General features: G+C 58.3%; 16 protein-coding genes. 12 read left to right on the top strand and 4 right to left on the bottom strand.

What is annotated here, in order from left to right; genetic code table 11:
• Positions 1-122 precede the first annotated feature (122 nt).
• The 4 genes from U0177_RS22420 to U0177_RS22405 all read right to left on the bottom strand — a co-directional run bounded on the left by U0177_RS22420 (position 123) and on the right by U0177_RS22405 (position 6,000).
• On the bottom strand, positions 123-773 hold the full coding sequence (locus U0177_RS22420) for a response regulator (protein ID WP_409572901.1): 651 nt from the start codon (positions 771-773) through the stop codon (positions 123-125).
• A 442-nt stretch (positions 774-1,215) separates the two neighbouring features.
• Positions 1,216-1,893 carry a pentapeptide repeat-containing protein gene (locus tag U0177_RS22415; RefSeq protein WP_409572900.1) on the bottom strand — a complete coding sequence of 226 codons (678 nt, stop codon included), beginning with the start codon at positions 1,891-1,893 and terminating at the stop codon, positions 1,216-1,218.
• Positions 1,894-2,000: 107 nt separating this feature from the next.
• Positions 2,001-4,127 (bottom strand): PQQ-dependent sugar dehydrogenase, encoded by a 2,127-nt coding sequence (locus tag U0177_RS22410; protein WP_409572899.1) that lies wholly within the window; start codon positions 4,125-4,127, stop codon positions 2,001-2,003.
• Between the two features lie 682 nt (positions 4,128-4,809).
• Positions 4,810-6,000, bottom strand: a complete 1,191-nt coding sequence (locus U0177_RS22405) for an acyltransferase family protein (RefSeq protein ID WP_409572898.1) — start codon at positions 5,998-6,000, stop codon at positions 4,810-4,812.
• Positions 6,001-6,869: 869 nt separating this feature from the next.
• Here U0177_RS22405 and U0177_RS22400 point away from each other — a divergent pair.
• The 12 genes from U0177_RS22400 to U0177_RS22345 all read left to right on the top strand — a co-directional run bounded on the left by U0177_RS22400 (position 6,870) and on the right by U0177_RS22345 (position 23,713).
• Positions 6,870-7,592 (top strand): hypothetical protein, encoded by a 723-nt coding sequence (locus U0177_RS22400; RefSeq protein WP_409572897.1) that lies wholly within the window; start codon positions 6,870-6,872, stop codon positions 7,590-7,592.
• A gap of 45 nt (positions 7,593-7,637) precedes the next feature.
• Positions 7,638-7,880, top strand: a complete 243-nt coding sequence (locus tag U0177_RS22395; protein WP_409572896.1) for a DUF4258 domain-containing protein — start codon at positions 7,638-7,640, stop codon at positions 7,878-7,880.
• The gene (locus tag U0177_RS22390; protein WP_409572895.1) at positions 7,870-8,136 is read left to right on the top strand and encodes a type II toxin-antitoxin system MqsA family antitoxin; all 267 of its coding nucleotides are present in this window, start codon (positions 7,870-7,872) and stop codon (positions 8,134-8,136) included. The genes U0177_RS22395 and U0177_RS22390 overlap by 11 nt, the downstream gene beginning before the upstream one ends.
• 706 nt (positions 8,137-8,842) lie before the next feature.
• Positions 8,843-9,214, top strand: coding sequence for a hypothetical protein (locus tag U0177_RS22385; protein WP_409572894.1), 372 nt, complete (start codon positions 8,843-8,845; stop codon positions 9,212-9,214).
• A 1,000-nt stretch (positions 9,215-10,214) separates the two neighbouring features.
• Positions 10,215-10,805: a hypothetical protein gene (locus U0177_RS22380; RefSeq protein ID WP_409572893.1), complete on the top strand. Its 591-nt coding sequence runs from the start codon at positions 10,215-10,217 to the stop codon at positions 10,803-10,805.
• An 895-nt stretch (positions 10,806-11,700) separates the two neighbouring features.
• Positions 11,701-12,363 carry a hypothetical protein gene (locus U0177_RS22375; RefSeq protein WP_409572892.1) on the top strand — a complete coding sequence of 221 codons (663 nt, stop codon included), beginning with the start codon at positions 11,701-11,703 and terminating at the stop codon, positions 12,361-12,363.
• An 875-nt stretch (positions 12,364-13,238) separates the two neighbouring features.
• Positions 13,239-13,565 (top strand): type II toxin-antitoxin system RelE family toxin, encoded by a 327-nt coding sequence (locus U0177_RS22370; RefSeq protein ID WP_409572891.1) that lies wholly within the window; start codon positions 13,239-13,241, stop codon positions 13,563-13,565.
• Entirely contained in the window at positions 13,562-13,858 is a 297-nt protein-coding gene (locus U0177_RS22365; protein WP_409572890.1) for a type II toxin-antitoxin system Phd/YefM family antitoxin, read from the top strand. Before U0177_RS22370 ends, U0177_RS22365 begins: the two co-directional genes overlap by 4 nt.
• 312 nt (positions 13,859-14,170) lie before the next feature.
• Positions 14,171-14,506, top strand: a complete 336-nt coding sequence (locus tag U0177_RS22360) for a hypothetical protein (protein WP_409572889.1) — start codon at positions 14,171-14,173, stop codon at positions 14,504-14,506.
• A 2,253-nt stretch (positions 14,507-16,759) separates the two neighbouring features.
• Positions 16,760-17,410 (top strand): hypothetical protein, encoded by a 651-nt coding sequence (locus U0177_RS22355; RefSeq protein WP_409572888.1) that lies wholly within the window; start codon positions 16,760-16,762, stop codon positions 17,408-17,410.
• Positions 17,411-21,341: 3,931 nt separating this feature from the next.
• Positions 21,342-21,782: a hypothetical protein gene (locus U0177_RS22350; RefSeq protein ID WP_409572887.1), complete on the top strand. Its 441-nt coding sequence runs from the start codon at positions 21,342-21,344 to the stop codon at positions 21,780-21,782.
• Positions 21,783-21,808: 26 nt separating this feature from the next.
• Positions 21,809-23,713 carry an NACHT domain-containing protein gene (locus tag U0177_RS22345; protein ID WP_409572886.1) on the top strand — a complete coding sequence of 635 codons (1,905 nt, stop codon included), beginning with the start codon at positions 21,809-21,811 and terminating at the stop codon, positions 23,711-23,713.
• Positions 23,714-23,750: the final 37 nt, after the last annotated feature.

The following is a 23,750-nucleotide window of genomic DNA, read 5'->3' as shown; positions in this document are numbered from 1 at the left end:
GCGCTTTCTGCTGAGCTACAGCGCATCTGCGCCGCTTGGCGGCCCGCAAACAACAGGCCGGTCGCGCGCGCGCGGCCGACCCCGGCGGGGATTATTTATGATTAAGTTTTCTCGAATGCCGGCTAAACGGTGGCCAGCCCGGCCGCGCGCGCGCGCACGATCGCCTGGGCGCGGTCGGCCACCTGCAGCTTGCTGAAGATATTTGAAACATTGTTGCGCACGGTCTTGGGGCTGATCACCAGCTTGGCGGCGATGTCGCCGTTGTTGTGGCCCTGGGCGATCAGCGTAAGGATCTCGCGCTCGCGCTCGGTAAGCTCGGGGAAGGCCTGCGTTATGGCGGCCGGCGCGGGGCGGCTGAAGAAGTGCATGAGCCGGGTGGCGATCGCCGGGCTAAAGATCGCCTCGCCGCTCGACACCGCCTGAATCGCGCGCAGCATCTCGGTTTGGTCGGCGCCCTTGAGCATGTAGCCGCGCGCGCCGGCGCGCATGGCCGCGAACACCGAGTCGTCGTCTTCAAACATTGTCACCACCAGAATGCCGATATGCGGGCTGGTCTGCAGGATCTTGCGAGTGGCCTCAATGCCGTTCACGCCGGGCATGTTGATGTCCATCAGAATAATATCGGGCTGCAGCGCGGCGGCCTTGGCGATCGCTTCGTCGCCGCTGGTGGCCTCGCCGGCCACCTCGGTGCCCGCGAGCGAGTTCAGCAGCGCGCGCAGGCCGTCGCGAAACAGCGGGTGGTCGTCGGCGATCAGGATCCGTATGCTGTCCATTGGTTAGTTCCTTTGTTTTCGCTTACTCGCTCTGCACCACCGTCCCCGTGAGGGCTTTCGGGGGCTGCGCGCCCCCGTGCCCCGCGCACCGTCCCCGTGAGGGCTTTCGGGGGCTGCGCGCCTCCGTGCCCCGCGCACCGTCCCCGTGAGGGCTTTCGGGGGCTACGCGCCCCCGTGCCCCGCGGCAGAGGGCGCCCGCCCGCCCTCTGCACTCCCGCGCTGGGGCGCTGCCCCAGGCCCCGTAAAGAATGCTGTCGCTCTCGCTACGCCTGTGGCGCATGCCTCGTGGCAAACCGACACGTCACTGCACGCCACAAGGCATGCGCGCCTGACGTGGCCACTGGCACGCACTTCTTCCCTGTGGAGGCGCGCACGATGCGCGCCCTACACCGGGCAATGCGCTCGCACGCTCGCACGCTCTCCGCTCCCACGCTCAACCGCTCTAGCCCTCGGCCGCGCTATCCTCGGCGCGCACGACCAGGCCAAAGTGCTGGATCAGCTCAAGCGCCTGCGCCGGGTCGATGATCGCGCCGGCGAGGTCTTTGCTCTCGACGCGGATCCCCGCGATCGTCGAGCCGCGCAGGTCGGCGCCTCTCAGCTTGGCGTTGCGAAAATCCGCGCCGGTCAGGTCGCACTTCCAGAACACCGCGCCGGCGAGGTTCGAGCCGTCGAACGAGGCCTCCTGCAGCGCGCAGTGCTCAAACCGCACCTGCTTCAGGCTCGCCGACCAGTAGCGCGCCATGCGGGCGTTGCAGTGCGCGAAGCGCACGTCGGCGAGGTCGGCGTCGCCGATCTGGACACCCACCAGCCGGCAGCCGAGCAGCTCGACGCGCCGCAGGTAGGCTTTGTCGAGCCGGCAGCCGGCGAAGTCGCAGGTGTCGAAGCGGCAGTCGGCCAGCTGAACCAGCGGCAGGCTGGCCTGGCTGAAGCTGCTGCCGCGCACGTCGAGCTGCTCGAGCGATACGTCCTCGGCCTCCTGCGCGTCGAAGCGCAGGTTGCTCCACGCCTGGCGGGCGTAGCCGGCGCGCGGCGCCAGCTCGACGGCGGCCTGGTGCTCGAGCGGCACGCCGGCTAGGTCGGGCGGCTGCACGCCGGCGGCGCGGTGCTGTTTTCGGCTCAATGCTTGCTCCTCACGGGCGCGATACGTCGCGCCCTTGCAATTCCGGCAATTCCCATGCTTTGTGCGGTTTTCCGCACCGGGCGCGGAAAACCGCACATATCACGCCCCTACGGCTGCGTAATGCGCGGCAGGTAGCGTACCTTCGCCGGGCCGAACACTGCAGTGTAGCTCGCCGCCGCGCCAGGCGTGACGATCGTGCGCGCGGCCGGCGTGGCCACCGGGCCGTCGGCCCAGCCCACAATCATGATCCAGGCGCCGCTGTCGTCGCGCTGCCCCGGCGCGCTGACCGTGAGATTATACCCTTCCCACGACACCAGCGTGCGCGGCGCGCTGATCGCCACGTCGTTCACTAGCAGCGCCCGGCCGGCCGGGCTGGTGTCGAGCGTCACATTCACCAGGTTTGGCCGCAGCTCGCGCGTGATCACGCCGGTGAGCCCGGTCGAGTCGCTGGCGCTGAGCTGCACTTCGAGGTAGCTGGTTTCGGTGGCGGCCAGGTCTTCGGGCGGCGGCGCGCTGATCGTCAGGCTCGCGCCGCTCGCCGGGCCGGCAAACGGGTGAGTGTGGGCGTTGTGGTGCAGCAGCACGCGCCAGCTCAGCCGCGCCGCCGGCACCGCGCCTTCTTCGGTGTCGCTGGCGCTGCCCTGCAGCGTAATGCTCTGGCCGACGGCGAAGCGCGCGCTTACAGGCGGCGCGTCGATGCTCGGCTGCGGCGGGGTGTTGCCCGAGTCGATCCGCTGCGTGGCGCTGGCGACGCCGCCTTTGCCGTCGTTCACTGTGAGCGTGGCGGTGTAGGTGCCGGCGGCGTACTCGTGGCTCGCGCTTACGCCGCTCGCGTGCGCCGAGCCGTCGCCAAAGTTCCAGTCGTACGCCAGCGCGTCGCCGTCGGGGTCGCTGCTGCCCGCCGCGCTGAAGCTCACCGTCAGCGGCGCCGCGCCATACGCCGGGCTGGCGCCGATCGCCGCGCTGGGCGCGCGGTTCTGCGCGGCGGTCGCGGCAATGCGGCGGATCTGGCCGCCGCCAGCGTAGGTGGTGTAAAACAGCGCCTGGCCGCCGTTGTATGGCCCGAACAGCAGCGAGGTGGCGCTGTTGGCGCCCATGCCGGTGGCAAAGTCGCTGGCGACGTAGCTGTTGCCCTGCGGCTTCAGCGCGACGATCTTGCCGCATACGTAGTCGGCAAACAGGTATGCGCCCTCGTACTGCGCCGGCCACGCGCCCGCTGGCACAAACGCGCCGCCGGTGATCGAGCTGCAGGTGCTGTGGTCGTACTCGTAGATCGGGTCGACCATGTTTGGCGGCGCGGGGCTACACTTGCCGCTGGTGCTGTTGGGGTGCGTGGCCTCCTTGCAGTTCCAGCCGTAGTCGGCGCCGCTCTGGCCCTGGTCGATCTCTTCCCACGCGTTCTGGCCGACGTCGTTGATGAAGAACTGGCTGCTGCCCGGCCGGAAGGCGAAGCGGAACGGGTTGCGCAGCCCCCAGGCGAACGTCTCCTGGCAGATATTCGTGGCGGCGGTGCGGCCGTCGGCATTGCAGCGCGCAGTGCCCGCGCCCTGAAACGGGTTGTCGGCCGGGATGCCGCCGTCGCGCGTGATCCGCAGGATCTTGCCCAGCAGGATGAAGCGGTCGCGCGTGGCGTCGTTCGCCCCGGCGCCGCCGCTGTCGCCGGCGTAGTCGGCGCCGCCGTCGCCGACGCTGATGTACAGGTAGCCATCCGCGCCAAAGTGCAGGTCGCCGCCGTTGTGGTTGCCATTGGGCGAGGGGATGTTGTCGATCAGGATCGTCTCGCCGCTGGCGACGTTCGCGTCCGAGAGGGTGTAGCGCGCGACGCGGTTCACCGGCACCTGCGGGTTGGTCGGCTGGCCGGTGGGGCACACGCCGAACTTTTTGTAGGTGTAGTACAGGTAGATGGCGTGGTTGCTGGCGAAGTTCGGGTCGACGGCTACGCCCAGCAGGCCGCGCTCGGAGTTGGTGCACACCCGGTCGCCAACCGTCAGGTCGAGCGCGGGCTGGCCGAGCAGCTGGCCGTTCTGGATGACGCGCAGCTGGCCGCCCTGCGAGGCCACCAGCATGCGCGTGGGCGCGACGAACGCAACTGCGGTGGGCGCGGGCACGCTGGCCACCAGCGCGTCGGCGAAGCCCGACGGCACGGCCGTGGCTGCTGCCGGCGCGGCAATGGCCGTGGCCGCCACGAGGGCCAGCAGCAGCGCGCCCCCGGCGCGCAGAGATCGGAATAGCATGCGTTCTCTCCTCACATAGTACGACTGCGGGCATGCGCAGGCAGTATAGCCAGCCCGCCGCCGCGCCGCAAGCGCCCTGGGTGAACGATGTATCTCAAAATCCGTGCCGTGCATGCCGGCGCCTGCCAGGGCGCTGCGCCCTGGCCCGCCGCTCGCCGCTGTGTGCCGCCGCCGCGCTGGAATGCCGCGCACGCGCACGAATCCACCGCGCGCACCAATGATCACGGCCCGTCTCCATGTTCTGTCGGTAAGCCCGATCCGTTTGAAACGAGCGCCAACTTGTTTGGAAGACCGGCCAACTTCTTTGGAACGAACTGCTACATGGTTGGAAGACCGGCCAACTTCTTTGGAACGAACTGCTACATGGTTGGAAGAAAAGCCCACACAAAACTCCCGGCCGGCCGGCGAGTCGCGTAGAGCGATTGGAAACAGGCTGTCCAAGCCACGCCAACCCTTGGCGTAAGCGCGATCGTCATGTGTGTCATCGGTGCAATCTGTGGATGCTCGCCCTATCAGCCTGCGCGGCGACAGGCTATGGGCAAACAGAACTGGCGGGGGATTGGTGGGGCGGTGAGTAGCAGCACGAAAACAGCTCTAACGTACGCCGCTGCCCTGTTCGGCTCGCGCAATCGGGCAGGTTTGGAGGCGGCAGCGATACTGTAGCGTCCAAGGAATACAGGCTCTACGATGGCTCGGCACGCGGGCGAACCACCGTTCGTTGACGCCGCCGCGTAAAGTATTGCATTGCGGGCTTCTCAACCAGCCAATAAAATCCATAACAGCAGAGAGTAGTGATAATGATGATAGGGAGAGTGAATATCATCACAAGAGACGGCTGCTGCCAACCGCGTATAGGTGTAGTGAAATACCGCATAAGTAGCGTATGCACCAGGTACACACTATAGGAAATAGCCCCTAGCCACACAATAGGGCGGCTCGACATCAGGCGATTGATAATCGTGTTTGACTGGCTTGAGATCAGCAGGATACACAAAAAAGCCCCCGACCACAGCAAGTCGGTGGCAGGCGCAGTCTCGCCCAGGTATCTTTTCGCAACAACGGCGCATCCGATCAACAATACCGAGAGAAGTGCCAAATACGGATGCCATCTCTTGAGGATGGACAGATAGCGTGGGCTAACAAACACGCTGGCAGCAAAAACCCCTAAAGCAAAATCAAACATGCAGCCAAAAGCACTCCAGGTAAGTGTAAAGGTCGCATCTGTGTATTCGGTTCCATAGTTGAGGGCTATAATCGAACGGTAGCAGACTTGCGATATGAGCACGACGCCGAGCATCGGCAATAGACCAAACCGGCGATACGCCCACAGCATCAGAGGGAACAAAAGATACAGCTGAAATTCTAATGCGAGAGACCAAAACGGCCCGTTCAATGCCAGCACTGTAGACGTGAACCAGTTATGCGTCATTGTTATGTGGGTCATCAGCTGGATGAGGATCTCTCGGCTACCCATCGGCAGCGCGAGTACCAGGGCAATAAGCAGGGCAACATAGTAGGCGGGAAGAATACGTACCGAGCGACGAACCAGGAAATCGCGTATAGCAAATTGGCGCTTAGCTGGGCCGAGGTATGGCCAGGCGATACAGAAGCCCGATAGCAGCAAGAAGAGATGCACCCCAAGGTAGCCAAGACCAAGTGTATCAAACCAGCGTGGAAGCCCCGCTATATACGTATCCATGTAGTAGTGGCGCAGAAGCACGAGCAAGATTGCAAGCCCGCGTAATCCATCAATAAAATCAAACCGGATACTCTCGCTAACACTGCTATGTGTAGAGCCAGGAGCGCAAACCGTGCGCTCAAGTGACTGAATACTCATCGCGTAGGCTTCCCTCGTGCCATGGGCTATGATCATACAAGTAGCTTATTTATACGTGCCAAAAATGACAATACTATTACTGGAGTCCAAATATGTGATAGTCTTTCCTAAATCTTAACCGCTAGCAACCAAGAAATTCAGCTCAGTACTAGCATTGTTAATCGAGAACAACCCACGCTCTTGCAACGTGTCAGCCCAACTATGCCGCGCACGCCTGCGCTGCTGGCGCGGCCCGTAGCCTGGGCACTTGCTACAGCTTGCCGGTACACATCTGCAGAAGTTTAGGTAAACGTAATCAGCGGGGAGCGAGGCCGGCTGGGCGTTCCAGCGTGCGATCATCGGCGCGAAGGCGACCATCGCCGCGCAGTATATCCACGGCGCGCAGCCGATCGAGGCGCTCGAAGCACAAGCGCCCGGTGCGACGCGTATCGCTGGGGTGCAGCAACAGATCGTTGAAATCAAGCCTGGCTCGCAGGCGCTCGCAGCTCTGCGCCAATTCGCAGAGCTTTACGCCATACCGCTTGCCATGACGCGAATCTGTGCTATGCTTGCTCCGTGCCCAATGCGCATCACTATGTGTGTACACGAGGTTTCGCTTGCCGAGTCAGAACATGTGGCTTTGCGGTAGGGCGCGGCTGTTTATACTTCTACCCATGTGTATATAATAGTCGCAACAGTGCAGCTCCAAGGTGTATGCAATAGTCGCAACAGTGCAGCTCCAAGGTGTATGGACTTGTCCGTCTAATAATGAGTTGGGCCGCTCCCGTGGTGTATGAAAATCAACCCCAACTAGCACACCTTCACACCGAACGTAATTTTTCTCCGTCAGTTGCTCTTTTCCCATAAAGGTGGTTTAATACATACGGAGAACAGGCACGATCCTTCACAACAGAAAGGAGCAGAACATGAATCGTCACAGATTACTGCACCTCGTTATCAGCCTGGTGCTAACTGTTGTGTCCCTGGCAGGGTGCGGTACTCCTACGATCACATTACAGGCTACGCCTGTCCCTGCGACAGCAACACCTGTTCCTGCGACAGCAACGCCTATCCCCCCGACAGCAACGCCAACTCCAAAGCCGCCGACACCGACACCAACACCAGTCCCACCGACACCAACGCCTACAGTAACCACAATCACTCTCCAGAATGTTCATTTGGTCTACGATTATTTGGATAGAAGGGGGTACATGCTCGGCGGTGAGGAGGCTACTATAACAGTGAACAAGTTGCCGGTGATTATTGCTGGTGGTGCAAAAACAGAGATATCTTTTGGAGACATTGCCAGTATTACGATGCAACCCTCTAAGCGCCAGCATCCAGAAGTTGCGCACTGGGATATTCGATTTCTTGATGCAACTGTTACTCTACGGAATAAAGAAACTATCCGCTGCGAAATTGGTACGTATCTTCCCCTACCGAAAAGCGGAAGCAAGCCTGCATTTGAAATTTACAATGGCGAAGCAATAAATATAAGAGATACCTATTTATCAGGCGAGATAGTTGACACAGGTCTGATGACAAAGCTATCTCTGTATGATATCCAAGCCATTAGTATAGATGCCCCTGGCAATCCTCCAGAATCGCTCGGAACTGTAATTATTACTCCAGGGAGAATGAAACAATGAAGTAACTCGTGTTATGATATTCGTTTTATCCAAGTAATGTTATGTATGGCGCTTGATTACGTCATGACCATTCACGCCGATGAGGAGATGGATGATGACGCACTGACTATCCTGGATGTGGAACAGGTCATCCTGACTGGGCAGATTGTCGAACGGCAACGCGACCGGAACACCGAAGCTTGGAAGTATCTCATCAACGGGCAGACGGACGACGGACTTGACGTGATAGTGGTAGCAAAACTCAGCCCGATCGATAGGGTCGTGATCATTACGGTCTATGTCGAATAACCCACAACCAGATGAGCTGCGGATCTGTGACAACTGCGGCAAACCAGGGGCGCGACTTCGGTATGTAACGCGCAGTTATGGCAAAGGAGATCAACTCTTGGTGATCGAGAATGTCCCGATCATCAGTTGCCCAAGCTGCGGCGAGAGTTATCTGACCGCGCAGACATTGCACGCGATCGAGCGGATTAAACGCGAGCGCCAACGGCTGGCGACCACCCGACCGGTCGCCGTGGCTGAATTCGCTGCGGCTGCGTAAAACAACGCCCAAAGCCCCTCGTAACACCGTTTACCGCATATGAAAGCCATGCGGCCCAACATCGGGTTGCAGCCGACCCGCTTGCGCGGCGCAAGATCGGGGTTTTTTGCGTTTTGGAACACATGCCCTCCCCTAGGTCGGTGGCGTTGGCGAGGGGCAAGCGGGCGGCTGAACCCTGACCGTTGGGTGGCCCGCAAGCATCGTGGTCGGAGTACACGTGTGGCGGTTCAGGCTTCGCGCGATCTCGCTCCCGCCGCGCCCACCCCGCGCGGCGCCCCCGCCACCATACCCCACTACCCCGCGCCGCGCTTCCCCACCACTATCCCCGCGCGGCCTACAAGCTGGCGCTGGTGTCACCAGTATATACCGTCGGTGGTGCGGGCCGCCCAACCCGCCACTCAAGCTGACGCCGCTGTGCGGCCCGAAGGCTGCGGCCATTTTGCACGATGATCTCGACACGCGCGTGGTTCCGCGCTATCATGGCGGCGCAGCTTAGTGGCAAGTCGTTCGGCGGCAACTATTCGCGCCTGTGCGCGTGTTTAAGGTGTTTTCGCCTCAACGGCACAGACTCCAGATCAAGCGAAACCCGAATGGACGCCTATTGCTCATCGCACCCTGTGGCGCGCCACCTGTCCATCTCCAGCAATGTGCGGTTTCCCCTTTTACGATATACTCTGTTCGATAGCAGAGTGGAGTATCAATACCAATGGTTGCTTTGACTGACTTGACCCTGACTGGCTTGTGGCATGATGCTGATCTTGAACGCGTCCAATTCGTATGGGATGCGGACGGCGAAGTAACCGGCATGTATTCGACTGTCCTCAATCCCGAAGAAGATATTGGTTCCCTAGCGGCGTTCGGTCTTACTAGCCGTCAGGTCACGATCTATTTCCGTAATGTGGGTGATGTTCAGACAATCCTGCATAGCAATTATTCGGCAATGCCAACGATTGATGATTGGGCGGTGAATACATCATCAACAAATGGTATCCAGCAGCATACGATCACGACGGTGAGTGGGTGTCGATTTCGCCTTGAATGCCAGAGTGTCTGGCTCCAGCCATCTGGCAATCCATAAATCTTCCTCGGCGTTGCCGCCGAACAAGCGCTTGCACCCGACGCCGCTGCGCGTCGACAAGATCGTAGCTATTTTGGCATCCAGATGCACTCGAACCACATCTCGATCTATCGGTGCGGCGCGGGTGAAGCGCAGGGCGTTGGGCGGCTCCTGTGCGGTACTGACGGTGGCGAATACGAAAGCCTCATGCCGTGCGGTATCGACCGTGGCGAACCACGACACCAGAAGACTGTGCGGTATCGACCGTGGCGAACCACGACACCCGTTTGGTGGATGCTTCGACGGATGAGCGGAACCTCTGCGCTCCTGCAACAAAGCTGCCGCCCAACCCGCCGCTCAAGCGGACGCCGCTGCACGGCCCGAAGGTTGCGGCCATTTTGTGACGCGATCTCGACACGGGCGTGATACCGGTGTATCATGGCGGCGCAGCTTAGCGGCAAGTCGTTGGGTGGCCCGCAGGCGTCGTGGTCGGAGTGAGCGCGTGGCCTTTCGGGCGGTGCGCGTTCTCGCCCCTGCCGCGCCCGCCCCGCGCGGCGCCCCCACCACCATACCCCACCTACCCCGCGCCGCGCTTCCCCACCACTATCCCCGCGCGGCAAAAAGTCTGGCGCTGGTGTCAGCACGGTCAAGCGTCCGTAGTGCGGGCCGCCCAACCCGCCACTCAAGCCGACGCCGCTGCGCAGCCCGAAGGCTGCGGCCATTTTGCCGCGCGATCTCGACACGCGCGTGGTTCCGCGTTATCATGGCGGCGCAGCTTAGCGGCAAGGCGTTGGGCCGCCATCATTAAAGCTCACACCGCGCATCAGAACCCGATAGAATAAGCATCGTGTAGCTGCTTCTTATTAATACGACAAACATCAGATAGAACATATGATCTAATAATTCTCAATCCAATCGCACCCGTGATCATGATCAAAGGTGTTATACTACAGAAGGAACTTCTGATGTTTCATAACTTTGCTACTCTAGAGATTAGCAGTCGATAAAACGGAGGCAACCTATGAGTATTCGAGGGCGTCAATTGCCGTGGAGAAGGAGAGAGATAATATTCCAGGCAACAATCGAATACGGGAATGAGTATGGTTCCCCCAAAAAGATACTGCTGTCAGAATCAAGTGAACAATATCGCCAAATTCAGGAAGCGGTTATACAAACTTTAACGACAAATTTGCCTAGAGATCTTGAGGTGGCTTTTGGTATACGGGTGGAAATTAACATCAAGACAATACAATCGGGTAGTTTGATTATTATCTTTGGTGCCATTCTCTCGGCTTATGAAATTGTGTCATCGTTCAAAGACTTTTCCGACAGTATTCAGTTAATTCGCGAAGAAGCCGACAAGCTTATTCAAGTTGCCGCTCGGAGGTTCGGTAGTTTTGACACCAGAGTGTCAGTTCGCTATCCAAAAATAGACGATGATCGTGACATGATGAGAAGGATGAAAATGGATATCGAATTTCAGAATGCTTGGCGTGAGGTGTATCGTTCTCGATATGATGGTTTCTTTTACTTCCTGCTAGGTTTATGCATTATTCAGTTTATAATAATAGCACTACTCGTATATGGTGCTGTGATGAGAACATATTTTTAATGTATTGACACGTAGATTCGTATAGCACTACATCGGCGGCCCAACAAGCGCGTGCAGCCGACCGGCTGGATCGGGGCGATTTTGGCATCCAGGTGCAGAAAGAAAGCCCTCTCGATCTATCACTACCGTTCCCTCCAGCCGGCGGCTGACGCGCAAGGCGTTGGGTGGCCCGCAGGCGTCGTGGTCGGAGTACACGTGTGGCGGTTCGGGCTTCGCGCGATCTCACCCCCGCCGCGCCCGCCCCGCGCGGCGCCCCCAACCCCATACCCCACTACCCCGCGCCGCGCCTCCCCGCCACTATCCCCGCGCGGCTACACGCCTGGCGCTCGTGTCACCCGCATCTACCGCCGGTGGTGCGGGCCGCCCAACCCGCCACTCAAGCCGACGCCGCTGCGCGGCCCGAAGACGCCGGCCATTTTGCAGTCCGATCTCGACACGAACGTGATACCAATGTATCATGGCGGCGCAGCTTAGCGGCAAGTCGTTGGGTGGCCCGCAGAGTCGTCGTTGTCGTGAAGGCTTGCGGTTCAGGCTTCGCGCCCTCTCGTCCCCGCCGCGCCCACCCCGCGCGGCGCCCCCATACCCCATACCCCACTACCCCGCGCCGCGCTTCCCCACCATACCACGCGCGGCCTACAAGCTGGCGCCGTGTCACCAAAGTCTACCGCCGGTGGTGCGCGCCGCCCAACCCGCCACTCAAGCCGACGCCGCTGCGCGGCCCGAAGGCTGCGGCCATTTTGCGCGATGATCTCGACACCAACGTGATACCGGTGTATCATGGCGGCGCAGCTTAGTGGCAAGTCATTAGCTGGCATCTTTCTAGACCCATACCACCTTGACACGTTCTCGATTATCAGTCGACATACGCCATTCCACTGAACCACTTGGCACGAGTATGCATCTGTCCATCAACACACAACCGCTTCTATTTGAACCAGTGGTGCTCCGTTTTTACGAAGCGCACCTGGTGAATGTCTTCGCGCAGAAGAACAACCGAACGCTTGGTGAAACCGTGAGACACAAGCGGTACGCGCGTCTTCAAGCAGACGTGCTCCAGCACTATCCGGCCTATCTGGATATGCCGCTTGGTCTCTTCCTTTCCCAACTGAAAACCGGGCAGAACCCGTTCTATCGCCGCTTTCTTAACCCGTATGGCGATGAGATATTCTCGAACTTCGCGATGGATGATCCGATTCAGCTCAAGCAAAAAGGGCTGTATGCTTTTGCCACGAATACCACCCTTCAGTATCTTGGACGCTGCCGTGATTCCTTTAGCAAACGGATTAATCAAGGATATGGTCGTATTCATCCAAAAAACTGCTATCTTGATGGTCAAGCAACCAATTGCCACCTGAATGCCCTGATAACTCGGTATCAATCGCAGGTGCGATTGCACATCTACCCTATGACTGACGATACGACGATTGTCCAGCAAGGGCTTGAGAGCTCCAGCGAGTGTTCGGGTCTTGACTGCTGGCCGCACTGTGTCATACTGGTGGAGGCGCGCTGGTGGATGTCCGGGGAGTTTCGCAGGTGCGGGAGGCACGGCTCGCCGTGATGGTGGGATCCAGCCGACCGCTTCGCGCGCGAGATCCTAGCTATTGTGGAACGCGATCCTACGCGCTCGCGGCGGCTGATGCGCAATCCGTTGGGTGGCCCGCAGAGTCGTCGTTGTCGTGAAGGCTTGGTGGTTCAGGCTTCGCGCCCTCTCGTCCCCGCCGCGCCCACCCCGCGCGGCGCCCCCACCACCATACCCCACCTACCCCGCGCCGCGCTTCCCCACCATACCACGCGCGGCCTACAAGCTGGCGCTCGTGTCACCAAAGTCTACCGCCGGTGGTGCGCGCCGCCCAACCCGCCACTCAAGCCGACGCCGCTGCGCGGCCCGAAGGCTGCGGCCATTTTGAAGCCCGGTCTCGACACGGGCGTGGTCTCGGTGTATCATGGCGGCGCAGCTTAGTGGCAATCCGTTGGGTGGCCCGCAGGCATCGTGGTCGGAGTACACGTGTGGCTGTTCGGGCTTCGCGCGATCTCACCCCCGCCGCGCCCGCCCCGCGCGGCGCCCCCGCCACCATACCCCACTACCCCGCGCCGCGCTTCCCCAGCATGCCCCGCGCGGCCTACAAGCTGGCGCTGGTGTCACCAGTATATACCGTCCGTAGTGCGGGCCGCCCAACCCGCCGCTCAAGCCGACGCCGCTGCGCGGCCCGAAGGCTGCGGCCATTTTGCAGTCCGATCTCGACACCAACGTGATACCAATGTATCATGGCGGCGCAGCTTAGTGGCAAGTCGTTGGACGGCAACGATTCACTACACCAACATCTGCTTTTGCCTCTGTCGGTACCTCAGCGGATCTCAAGCCGAAAACGCCACTTGACACCTCCTCGTATATGTCTATAATCATAGTCAGCATTTCGGTAACTGGGGGAGGTTATGCCGAACGAGTCACAGCCCTTTACCCTCGTGTATGCTTCGCTCACGAAAGATCATTTGCGTGCGATTGAGGCCAAATATTACTCACTCATTCGCAATGCGATCAACGAGCAGCTATCGTTCGAGCCGACTATAGAAACACGGAACCGCAAACCACTCAAACGGCCCGTCATGTTTATGGCCACTTGGGAAATCCGATTCGGTCCGCAGAACCGTTTTCGTGTCTACTACGATGTCGACTTGGATCAGCAACTCGTCTCTATCCTTGCAATCGGCTATAAACACGGCAATCGGATCATAATCGGCGGAGAGGAAATACAACTATGAAGATAGCATCCGTTGCAGATGTAAAGGCCAATCTGAGTGCCTACATCAAGGCCAGTGAAGACGAACTCGTCGTCATTACCAAAAACGGCAAGCCAGTGGCAGTCCTCTTGCCAATGAAAGATGATGATGAATTGGAGCGTCTTACGCTGGCATACTCGCGACGATTTCAAACGATACTCCAGGAGGCTCGCGAGCAACTTCGGACGACTGGCGGTATTCCCCATGATGATTTCTGGCGTGAGATGGAAGCCGAGAGCACACAAGAAAAGCCAGCACAAGACAACGCAGCATAAGAGAGCAACCCATAAGCTCGTGCCGAGGTGCCGTCCAACATGGCGCTGTAGCTGACGCCGCTGCGCGTCGACGAGATCGGGGCGATTTTACGTGCTGGATTCTGCTCGACAGCGTTCCCGATCTATCTTTGCGGCGCAGCTAAGCGCCGAGCGTTGGGCCGGCCACATCAAACTGGTTGCCAATCGGCAATACTCTTGACCGCGCCTTACTCTTGTGCAGATGACCGCATTATGTGAGAATTGTGATAGTAGCTGTGTTGTTCATCGCTATCAGCATGTTCGCTATCATTACGTCGTAGAAAGTATGCTTCTATGTTTAGCTTTGGCGTCATTTTGAGTATCTCAGTCATTGCTGCTTGCCTATGGACCGCTGTCACAAGCGCCATTGCCGCCATCCGCTATCGAGAGCGCATCCTTGGCCTGCTGGCCGTAAGCGTTCTACTCTTAGCCATCAGCGTGTCTATTCCGTTAACCAACCTGCTGATTGGCGGTTTCGGCAGCCAAATGGAAACCTGGTTATGGATACAACTCGGCATATTTCTGCTGGGAATGGCCGGATTGACAACGTTTAATTTCATCGGTGGTTTGCCACGGCTTCGGACAAAAGGACTAACACTGAAGCACATTTTGCTCGTACGAACCCCATAAAATAGAAACAAACTTGAAGATTTACCCGAGATACAACCGGCATGCGCTGGCCTGCCCAACACGCGCTTGCAGTTGACGCCGCTAGCGGCGAGCGAGATCGTACGTTTTTTGAAAGTAGCTTTTGGCTAGACTGTCGTCTCGATCTATTGGTGGGGCGCAACTGAAGCGCAATCCGTTGGGTGGCCCGCAAGCATCGTGGGAGGAGTACACGTGTGGCTGTTCAGGCGTTGCGCGATCTCGCCCCTGCCGCGCCCACCCCGCGCGGCGCCCCCGCCACCATACCCCAGCGACCCCGCGCCGCGCTTCCCCATCATACCCCGCGCGGCCTACAAGCTGGCGCTGGTGTCAGCATAGTCAAGCGTCCGTAGTGCGGGCCGCCCAACCCGCCACTCAAGCCGACGCCGCTGCGCAGCCCGAAGGCTGCGGCCATTTTGCCGCGCGATCTCGACACGCGCGTGGTTCCGCGCTATCATGGCGGCGCAGCTTAGTGGCAAGTCGTTGGGTGGCCCGCAAACGTCGTGGTCGGAGTACGCGCGTGGCTGTTCGGGCTTCGCGCCCTCTCGCCCCCAGCCGCGCCCGCCCCGCGCGGCGCCCCCACACCTCATACCCCGCCTACCCCGCGCCGCGCTTCCCCACCATACCCCGCGCGGCCTACAAGCTGGCGCTGGTGTCACCAGTATATACCGTCCGTAGTGCGGGCCGCCCAACCCGCCGCTCAAGCCGACGCCGCTGCGCGGCCCAGACACGCCGGCCATTTTGGTGCGCAATCTCGACACGAGCGTGATACCGGTGTATCATGGCGGCGCAGCTTAGCGGCAAGTCGTTGGGTGGCCCGCAGGCGTCGTGGGAGGAGTACACGTATGGCGTTTTGGGCGTTGCGTGATCGCGCCCCCGCCGCGCCCGCCCCGCGCGGCGCCCCCGCCACCATACCCCACTACCCCGCGCCGCGCTTCCCCACCATACCCCGCGCGGCTCCAAGCCGGGCGCTTGTGTCACCAGTATATACCGCCGGTGGTGCGGGCCGCCCAACCCGCCGCTCAAGCGGACGCCGCTGCGCGGCCCACAGACGCTGGCCATTTTGGTGCGCGGTCTCGACACGGGCGTGGTCTCGATGTATCATGGCGGCACAGCTTAGCGGCAAGTCGTTGGTGGCCCGCAAACGTCGTGGAAGGAGTAAGCGCGTGGCTGTTCGGGCTTCGCGCGATCTCACCCCCGCCGCGCCGCCCCGCGCCGCGCCCCCGCCACCATACCCCGCCTACCCCGCGCCGCGCTTCCCCACCACTATCCCCGCGCGGCTACACGCCTGGCGCTCGTGTCAGCATAGTCAAGCGTCCGTAGTGCGGGCCGCCCAACCCGCCACTCAAGCGGACGCCGCTGTGCGGCCCGAAGGCTGCGGCCATTTTGCACGATGATCTCGACACGCGCGTGGTTCCGCTGTATGATGGCGGCGCAGCTTAGTGGCAAGTCGTTGGGTGGCCCGCAGGCGTCGTGGCGGTGGTGAACGCTTGATGGTTCAGGCTTCGCGCCCTCTCATCCCCGCCGCGCCCGCCCCGCGCGGCGCCCCCAAACCCCATACCCCACTACCCCGCGCCGCGCTTCCCCGCCACTATCCCCGCGCGGCCTACAAGCTGGCGCTGGTGTCAGCATGGTCAAGCGTCCGTAGTGCGGGCCGCCCAACCCGCCACTCAAGCCGACGCCGCTGCGCGGCCCGAAGGCTGCGCCCATTTTGTCGCGCGATCTCGACACCAGCGTGGTCTCGGTGTATGATGGCGGCGCAGCTTAGTGGCAATCCGTTGGGTGGCCCGCAGGCATCGTGGAGGAGTACACGTGTGGCTGTTCGGGCGTTGCGCCCTCTCGCCCCCGCCGCGCCCGCCCCGCGCGGCGCCCCTGCCACCATACCCCAGCAACCCCGCGCCGCGCTTCCCCACCATACCCCGCGCGGCCTACAAGCCGGGCGCTGGTGTTACCCGCATAGAGCGCCGGTGGTGCGGGCCGCCCAACCCGCCACTCAAGCTGACGCCGTTGCGCGGCCCGAAGACGCCGGCCATTTTGCAGCCCGATCTCGACACGAACGTGGTTCCGCTGTATCATGGCGGCGCAGCTTAGTGGCAATCCGTTGGGCCGCTCATGATCTACAGCCGTCGTTGCATTTACAGAGATCGTGTAAAATGCCTGGCAACAACTTTCGAAACTCTAAATAACAAGATTCAGAGGTTGGATATGGTGCAGAGCCCTGATGACCCGTGGTGGTCTATGATGAATCCTGAAATTGGCATATTTCGTGATTACCTCTTGAGCATGGAGGCTTTCCTGGAAGCCGAAGCAAGGCAGCATAATGAGAGTATTGATGTGATAGACGAGCGCATACGGCGCGGAGAGATAAAGCCTATTCTTAATGACTCGACTCAGATTCCTGCTCAGATGGATTATGATTTCTATCGCCTGCAAATGCTCGAACATTTCTCAAATATCTTGTGGAAGTCTTGCTTTGTAAGCCTTTACACATATCTTGAAACCAGTTTAATGCATCGGTGCCAATGGCAACGGCAGCGTATAGGTATCACAATTGACTTAAAGGATATGGCTAAATCAGGCTTAGAGCGATCCATGCTATATTTAGAGAAAGTTGTTCGCATAAAATTCTCAAGAGGAACGAGTCGGGAATGGTCAGATATTCAAAACTACAGGCAACTTCGTAATTGCATTGTACATAATCAAGGAGTACTAGATGAAAATGTCGAGCATCGAGAGAAATTGGCCCGATATTTGCGTAATAAGAGCACTATATCATTAGACATAAACAATGAAATCTTGTTAAGCAGAGAATTCTGTGAGGAGACAATAGAAACGATCGAACGTTTTTTATTTGCGGTAGATGCAAATCTATCCAGTGAAGAGACGTAAATCGCTCAAAATCACGTGAAAATGGGCGGCCCAACAAGCGCATGCAGTCCGACGCCGCTACGCGTCGACAAGATCGGGGCGATTTTGAACGCTGCATTCGGCTCGACCGCGTCCCCGATCTATCAGAGCGGCGCGGCTGATGCGCAAGCGTTGGGTGGCCCGCAGAGTCGTCGTGGTCGGAGTGAGCGCGTGGTCATTCGGGCGTTGCGCGATCTCACCCCCGCCGCGCCCTCCCCCGCGCGGCGCCCCCGCCACCATACCCCACCTACCCCGCGCCGCGCTTCCCCACCACTATCCCCGCGCGGCCTATAAGCTGGCGCTGATGTCACCCGCATAGAGCGCCGGTGGTGCGGGCCGCCCAACCCGCCACTCAAGCTGACGCCGCTACGCGGCCCACAAACGCCGGCCATTTTGCCGCCCGATCTCGACACACGCGCGGTTCCGCGCTATCATGGCGGCGCAGCTTAGCGGCAAGGCGTTGGGTGGCCCGCAGGCGTCGTGGCTGTGGTGAACGCTTGTATGGTTTGGGTTTTGCGCGATCTCGCCCCCGCCGCGCCCGCCCCGCGCGGCGCCCCGCCACCATACCCCGCCTACCCCGCGCCGCGCTTCCCCACCACTATCCCCGCGCGGCTACACGCCTGGCGCTCGTGTCAGCACGGTCAAGCGTCCGTAGTGCGGGCCGCCCAACCCGCCACTCAAGCTGACGCCGCTGCGCGGCCCGAAGGCTGCGGCCATTTTGCAGCCCGATCTCGACACGAACGTGGTTCCGCTGTATGATGGCGGCGCAGCTTAGCGGCAATCCGTTGGGCCGTCTCGCCGATCAATGCCAGTTCCTGCGTCAGGAAGCCGCGCTCGTGGCGTTCGAGTATGCGCGCTTGCGTGACACTGCTGTGGGTGGCGGTCGAGTACACACTGTCGCAACCCGCAGCGACCGTCGAAGCAAATCCCTATCCACAGTGGCGAGGAGCAGACACCGTTGAAGCGAACCCATATGCACAGTGGCCAGGAGCAGACATCATCGAAGCGAACGCGTATGCACCGTCTCAACCTGCAAACACCGTCGAAGGAAGCGCGCATGCACCGTCACAACCCGCAGACATCGTCGAAGCGAACCCGTATGCACAGTGGCGACGAGCAAACACCGTGGAAGCAAACTCCTATGCACGGTGGCACGCACCAGACGTTCGGAAGCGCAAGGCAGGGCCATACCATACCGAGCCGGCCCAACCCGCCACTCAAGCCGACGCCGCTGCGCGGCCCGCAAACGCCGGCCATTTTGTAACGCGATCTCGACACCAGCGTGATACCGGTGTATCATGGCGGCGCAGCTTAGCGGCAAGTCGTTGGGTGGCCCGCAGGCGTCGTGGTCGGAGTACACGTGTGGCGGTTCGGGCTTCGCGCGATCTCACCCCCGCCGCGCCCGCCCCGCGCGGCGCCCCCAACCCCATACCCCACTACCCCGCGCCGCGCCTCCCCGCCACTATCCCCGCGCGGCTACACGCCTGGCGCTCGTGTCACCCGCATCTACCGCCGGTGGTGCGGGCCGCCCAACCCGCCACTCAAGCCGACGCCGCTGCGCGGCCCGAAGACGCCGGCCATTTTGGTGCGCAATCTCGACACGAACGTGATACCGGTGTATCATGGCGGCGCAGCTTAGCGGCAAGTCGTTGGGTGGCCCGCAGGCGTCGTGGGAGGAGTACACGTATGGCGTTTTGGGCGTTGCGTGATCTCGCCCCCGCCGCGCCCGCCCCGCGCGGCGCCCCCGCCACCATACCCCACTACCCCGCGCCGCGCTTCCCCACCATACCCCGCGCGGCGAAAAGCTTGGCGCTCGTGTCAGCATGGTCAAGCGTCCGTAGTGCGGGCCGCCCAACCCGCCACTCAAGCCGACGCCGCTGCGCGGCCCGAAGGCTGCGGCCATTTTGTCGCGCGATCTCGACACGAACGTGATACCGGTGTATCATGGCGGCGCAGCTTAGTGGCAAGTCGTTAGCCGGCTTACATTTTAGCTCTACTCTTATTCAGACTCATAATATTCGTCATCGTCTCGTTTCTTGAACAGAAATGTTTAGCCGAACAAAAGCAGTAGGGTAACGCTTGACGTATCTCGCTTCTCATGATAACCTCAAATAGAACATATTTTCAATGAGAGATCCTATGCTTCCTCACTCTATCAGCATAAACATCAATAGGCTAGATCGTACCTGGTCGTCTCTACCTCATGAACCGAAGTATCATCGATATGACGATGCCAGATATTGGGAATATCGTATTGCAATATTAACAGGAGGATACGTAATAGGTACACGAGAACATTCGCCAAGTACATACTATGAGCGAAAAGGAGATGTCATATCGAACGGGATTATTTTTGAAGTAAAGAAGTCGCGTATTCGTCAAAAGACTACAAATGCGAAACGATTCAATTTTTCGAACATCAGAGGAAGAAATAAGTATCACGATAAGATGGCTGATATTGCTATTCTTATAGGTATCTGCGATTGTGAGGATGGATTACATTTTTGGAGCGCGGATTATCGCGAACTAGCGTATACAGTAACTATTAGCAACTATGCTGTCGTGCCTTGTCCGAAATTGCCCTACTTCGGAAATGGAAATAATAGAGCTTTAAGTGTGATTAAATTAACGAGTGAGTTAGAGATTTTCGAGAAATATCATCCGCCTTTTCAAAAAGCGCAACCCTATAGCCTCGCCGGCTAACATTGCGTTCCAGCCGACGCCGCTTCGCGTCGATCAAGATCGGGCGCATTTTACGTGCTACAATCAGCTAGAGCGCCTTCCCGACTTATCGGTGGCGGCGCGGCTGAACGCCGAGCGTTGGGCGGCCCGCAGGCGTCGTGGTCGGAGTACACGTGTGGCTGTTCGGGCGTTGCGCGATCTCGCCCCTGCCGCGCCCGCCCCGCGCGGCGCCCCCAAACCCCATACCCCACTACCCCGCGCCGCGCTTCCCCACCCTACCCCGCGCGGCCTACAAGCTGGCGCTGGTGTCAGCACGGTCGAGCGTCCGTAGTGCGAGCCGCCCAACCCGCCGCTCAAGCCGACGCCGCTGCGCGGCCCAGACACGCCGGCCATTTTGGTGCGCAATCTCGACACGAACGTGATACCGGTGTATCATGGCGGCGCAGCTTAGTGGCACTCCGTTGGGTGGCCCGCAAACGTCGTGGTCGGAGTAAGCGCGTAGCTGTTCGGCGTTGCGCCCTCTCGCCCCTGCTGCCCGCCCGCGCGGCGCACCCATACCCCATACCCCACTACCCCGCGCCGCGCTTCCCCACCATACCCCGCGCGGCTACACGCCTGGCGCTGGTGTCACCAAAATATACCGTCGGTGGTGCGGGCCGCCCAACCCGCCACTCAAGCCGACGCCGCTGCGCGGCCCACAGACGCCGGCCATTTTGCGCGATGATCTCAACACGAACGTGGTTCCGCTGTATGATGGCGGCGCAGCTGTGGCACTCCGTTGGGTGGCCCGCAGAGTCGTCGTTGTCGTGAAGGCTTGGTGGTTCAGGCTTCGCGCCCTCTCGTCCCCGCCGCGCCCACCCCGCGCGGCGCCCCCACCACCATACCCCACCTGCCCCGCGCCGCGCTTCCCCACCATACCCCGCGCGGCTACACGCCGGGCGCTGGTGTCACCAGTATATACCGCCGGTGGTGCGGGCCGCCCAACCCGCCACTCAAGCCGACGCCGCTGCGCGGCCCGAAGGCTGCGGCCATTTTGCAGTCCGATCTCGACACCAACGTGATACCAATGTATCATGGCGGCGCAGCTTAGTGGCACTCCGTTAGACCGCAGCATTAAAGCAGTCTCATTTACAGTAGATTCTGAAGAGAAGAGTCGTTGCAACTTGTAACGGAGCCAGGCGGATGCTATACTTTGTATGGAATATTTAGTCAAAGTAATAGGGAGATCACAATGGAAGCAGCGTTGGTAGGACAGATGATTACGGGTATGGTCAGCGCCTTGTCAGCATATATGACCTACAGGGTTGGAATGAGACAGGCCGAGGAACAAGGTAAAGCTACTTCCACCAAGCCAGAAGAGGTAAAGAAAGGAGAATCACTTGCTCCGGTTATTGAAGCGGCAATTCAAAAGTACGGACGAGATGACGAACAAACAGCATTGACCGGCTATCGACAAAACCCAAAACTGTTTGAAGCACCTCTCATTCAAGTCCTTACAGATATAGCCTTGCGATCACCTGAATTCGCTGTTGATCTTAAAGCTTTGGCTGAACGAGAAGGGTTCTATAAAACCGGTGGACAAACCGCAATTGGAAATAATATAGCACAAGCAGATAGAGGCAGTACAGCCAGCGTCAATATTAATGATGCTGGACCTCCCAAGAAAGTGTAGAGTAATAAGCTAGGCTTTGGTATATTATGACCAACCAGACAATCAACCAAGACGCTCAAGGCAGCTACATCGCTCAGGCGGTTCACGGCACTGCAACTGTTAATATTATTCAGAACGTAGCTCCGCCTATTAATGATCTCGAAAAGCGGAACCGCAACTTACTTATAGCCAGAGTAAGAGCTATATGGATTAAGGGATTTCAAGAAGAATCTCTTTACAAATCAATATTCATAGAACTAGGCTTGAATTATAAGCCAGAAGCTGTTTTGTGTCCGTGGAGCACAATAATACGACCACCACACCAACACTCAATTCACACCACATCTAGTACGAATATCATCGACATATTCACTGAGCAGTGCGGAGAGTTGCTGATTTTAGGAGATCCTGGCTCAGGCAAAACTACATTACTCTTAGAACTTGCTCGTCATCTCCTATCTTTTGCTGATAATGATATGACCTTTCCTATACCGGTAGTTTTAAATCTTTCTTCCTGGAATAAACATCAATCACTAGAAAAATGGGTTATCGATGAATTGAATATTAGATATAATATACCTAAAATAGTTTGCCAAGAATGGATCGCTAAAGACCAAATACTGCCGCTTCTAGATGGCCTTGATGAGGTTGCTTCCGACAATCGCAATGCGTGTGTAGAAGCTATAAATGAATTTCGAATGAGAGATCGCGGCCTTACTCAAATTGTGGTTTGTAGTCGTATAGAAGATTATAATAGACTATCAAGGAAACTAAACTTACGTTGTGCTATTGTAGCACAACCACTTACGCCAAAGCAAATTGGTGATTATATAAGAAAAGGCGGTGGCGATCTTTTAGGGGTTCTCGAAGCTCTACGTAAAGATGGTTTTTATAGGGAATTAGCGAAAAACCCTTTAATGTTAAACATCATGTGCTTCGCCTTTTCAGGTAGGTTATTTCAGGGAAAAGACGAGCATGCTTCTCTCGATTCACTCAGAGAACATCTTTTCGACATATATATTCATCGAATGCTAGAGCGTAGGGTATCAAATTGGTATTCACCCGATCAGATCAATATCCAGCTTAGCTACTTAGCAAGTAAAATGATTGAAAATTCACAATCTATTTTTCAAATAGAGGACATCCAACCAGATTGGATACGCACCAAGTCCGCTAGAACAACACATGCCCTATATCTTATGTCCATTTACAGCATTTTCTACGGATTAGTGGCTTGGGCTATCATAAGACTCGTAGCTAATCAAAATACTATTGCTTTTGGTTCTGGAGAACTAATTACCGGAATTAATTATTTATTGCTAGGTTTAGGCATTCAATTTGCTATGACTTCTGGCCTGAAGACTGGATGGAGGAAAACGAAAGAAGTAATTCAACCTGTTGATTCATTAGAGTGGAATCTTTTGGAGACGCAAGAGTGGCTGCGCAGAAAAAAGCTGATATCCTTCGCATTGAGTGAAGGTTCTATTGCCGGTCTTCGTTCTGCAAGATTAGATGTGCAATTTAAGCTGAAACCAAATCAAGGTATAAGAAATTCTGCAAAGAATGCTCTAACAGTAATATTCGGCATTACTGCGCTTTATAGTATTGGTTATGGCTTATTCGGAGGATTAGCATTCATAGGAAAAGGCATTCTTTTTGTATTACTAATAGGCTTTACGCGTGGGCTTAGAAATTCATTATTATTTGCGACCCCACTCGGATTAAAATATGGCGGTCATGCAGTTATACAGCATATATGCTTAAGACTTGCACTTGCTAGCGAAAAAACCATCCCCTGGAACTATGCTAAATCTCTTGATTACGCCGCTGAACGTATATTACTGCGGAAAGTAGGTGGAGGATACATTTTCATACACAGGTATTTGTTAGAATATTATGCTGAGAAATATCGCCACTTACAGGCCCCAACTATAGACGAGACTGCGGTCTAACAATGCGTTCCAGCCGACGCCGCTGCGCGTCGAGCGA

The sequence above is a fragment of the Kouleothrix sp. genome (assembly GCF_046328425.1).
Classification (GTDB): domain Bacteria; phylum Chloroflexota; class Chloroflexia; order Chloroflexales; family Roseiflexaceae; genus Kouleothrix.
This window is presented reverse-complemented; position numbering and strand designations above follow the sequence as displayed.

Excerpts from the sequence above, each read along its gene's own strand:
- U0177_RS22390 (WP_409572895.1), top strand. The coding sequence starts at position 7,870 with ATGTCGAATAACCCACAACCAGATGAGCTGCGGATCTGTGACAACTGC.
- U0177_RS22345 (WP_409572886.1), top strand. The coding sequence starts at position 21,809 with ATGACCAACCAGACAATCAACCAAGACGCTCAAGGCAGCTACATCGCT.
- U0177_RS22370 (WP_409572891.1), top strand. The coding sequence starts at position 13,239 with ATGCCGAACGAGTCACAGCCCTTTACCCTCGTGTATGCTTCGCTCACG.
- U0177_RS22410 (WP_409572899.1), bottom strand. The coding sequence starts at position 4,127 with ATGCTATTCCGATCTCTGCGCGCCGGGGGCGCGCTGCTGCTGGCCCTC.
- U0177_RS22350 (WP_409572887.1), top strand. The coding sequence starts at position 21,342 with ATGGAAGCAGCGTTGGTAGGACAGATGATTACGGGTATGGTCAGCGCC.
- U0177_RS22355 (WP_409572888.1), top strand. The coding sequence starts at position 16,760 with ATGATGAATCCTGAAATTGGCATATTTCGTGATTACCTCTTGAGCATG.
- U0177_RS22385 (WP_409572894.1), top strand. The coding sequence starts at position 8,843 with ATGGTTGCTTTGACTGACTTGACCCTGACTGGCTTGTGGCATGATGCT.
- U0177_RS22405 (WP_409572898.1), bottom strand. The coding sequence starts at position 6,000 with ATGATCATAGCCCATGGCACGAGGGAAGCCTACGCGATGAGTATTCAG.
- U0177_RS22380 (WP_409572893.1), top strand. The coding sequence starts at position 10,215 with ATGAGTATTCGAGGGCGTCAATTGCCGTGGAGAAGGAGAGAGATAATA.
- U0177_RS22375 (WP_409572892.1), top strand. The coding sequence starts at position 11,701 with ATGCATCTGTCCATCAACACACAACCGCTTCTATTTGAACCAGTGGTG.
- U0177_RS22395 (WP_409572896.1), top strand. The coding sequence starts at position 7,638 with ATGGCGCTTGATTACGTCATGACCATTCACGCCGATGAGGAGATGGAT.
- U0177_RS22420 (WP_409572901.1), bottom strand. The coding sequence starts at position 773 with ATGGACAGCATACGGATCCTGATCGCCGACGACCACCCGCTGTTTCGC.
- U0177_RS22400 (WP_409572897.1), top strand. The coding sequence starts at position 6,870 with ATGAATCGTCACAGATTACTGCACCTCGTTATCAGCCTGGTGCTAACT.
- U0177_RS22360 (WP_409572889.1), top strand. The coding sequence starts at position 14,171 with ATGTTTAGCTTTGGCGTCATTTTGAGTATCTCAGTCATTGCTGCTTGC.
- U0177_RS22365 (WP_409572890.1), top strand. The coding sequence starts at position 13,562 with ATGAAGATAGCATCCGTTGCAGATGTAAAGGCCAATCTGAGTGCCTAC.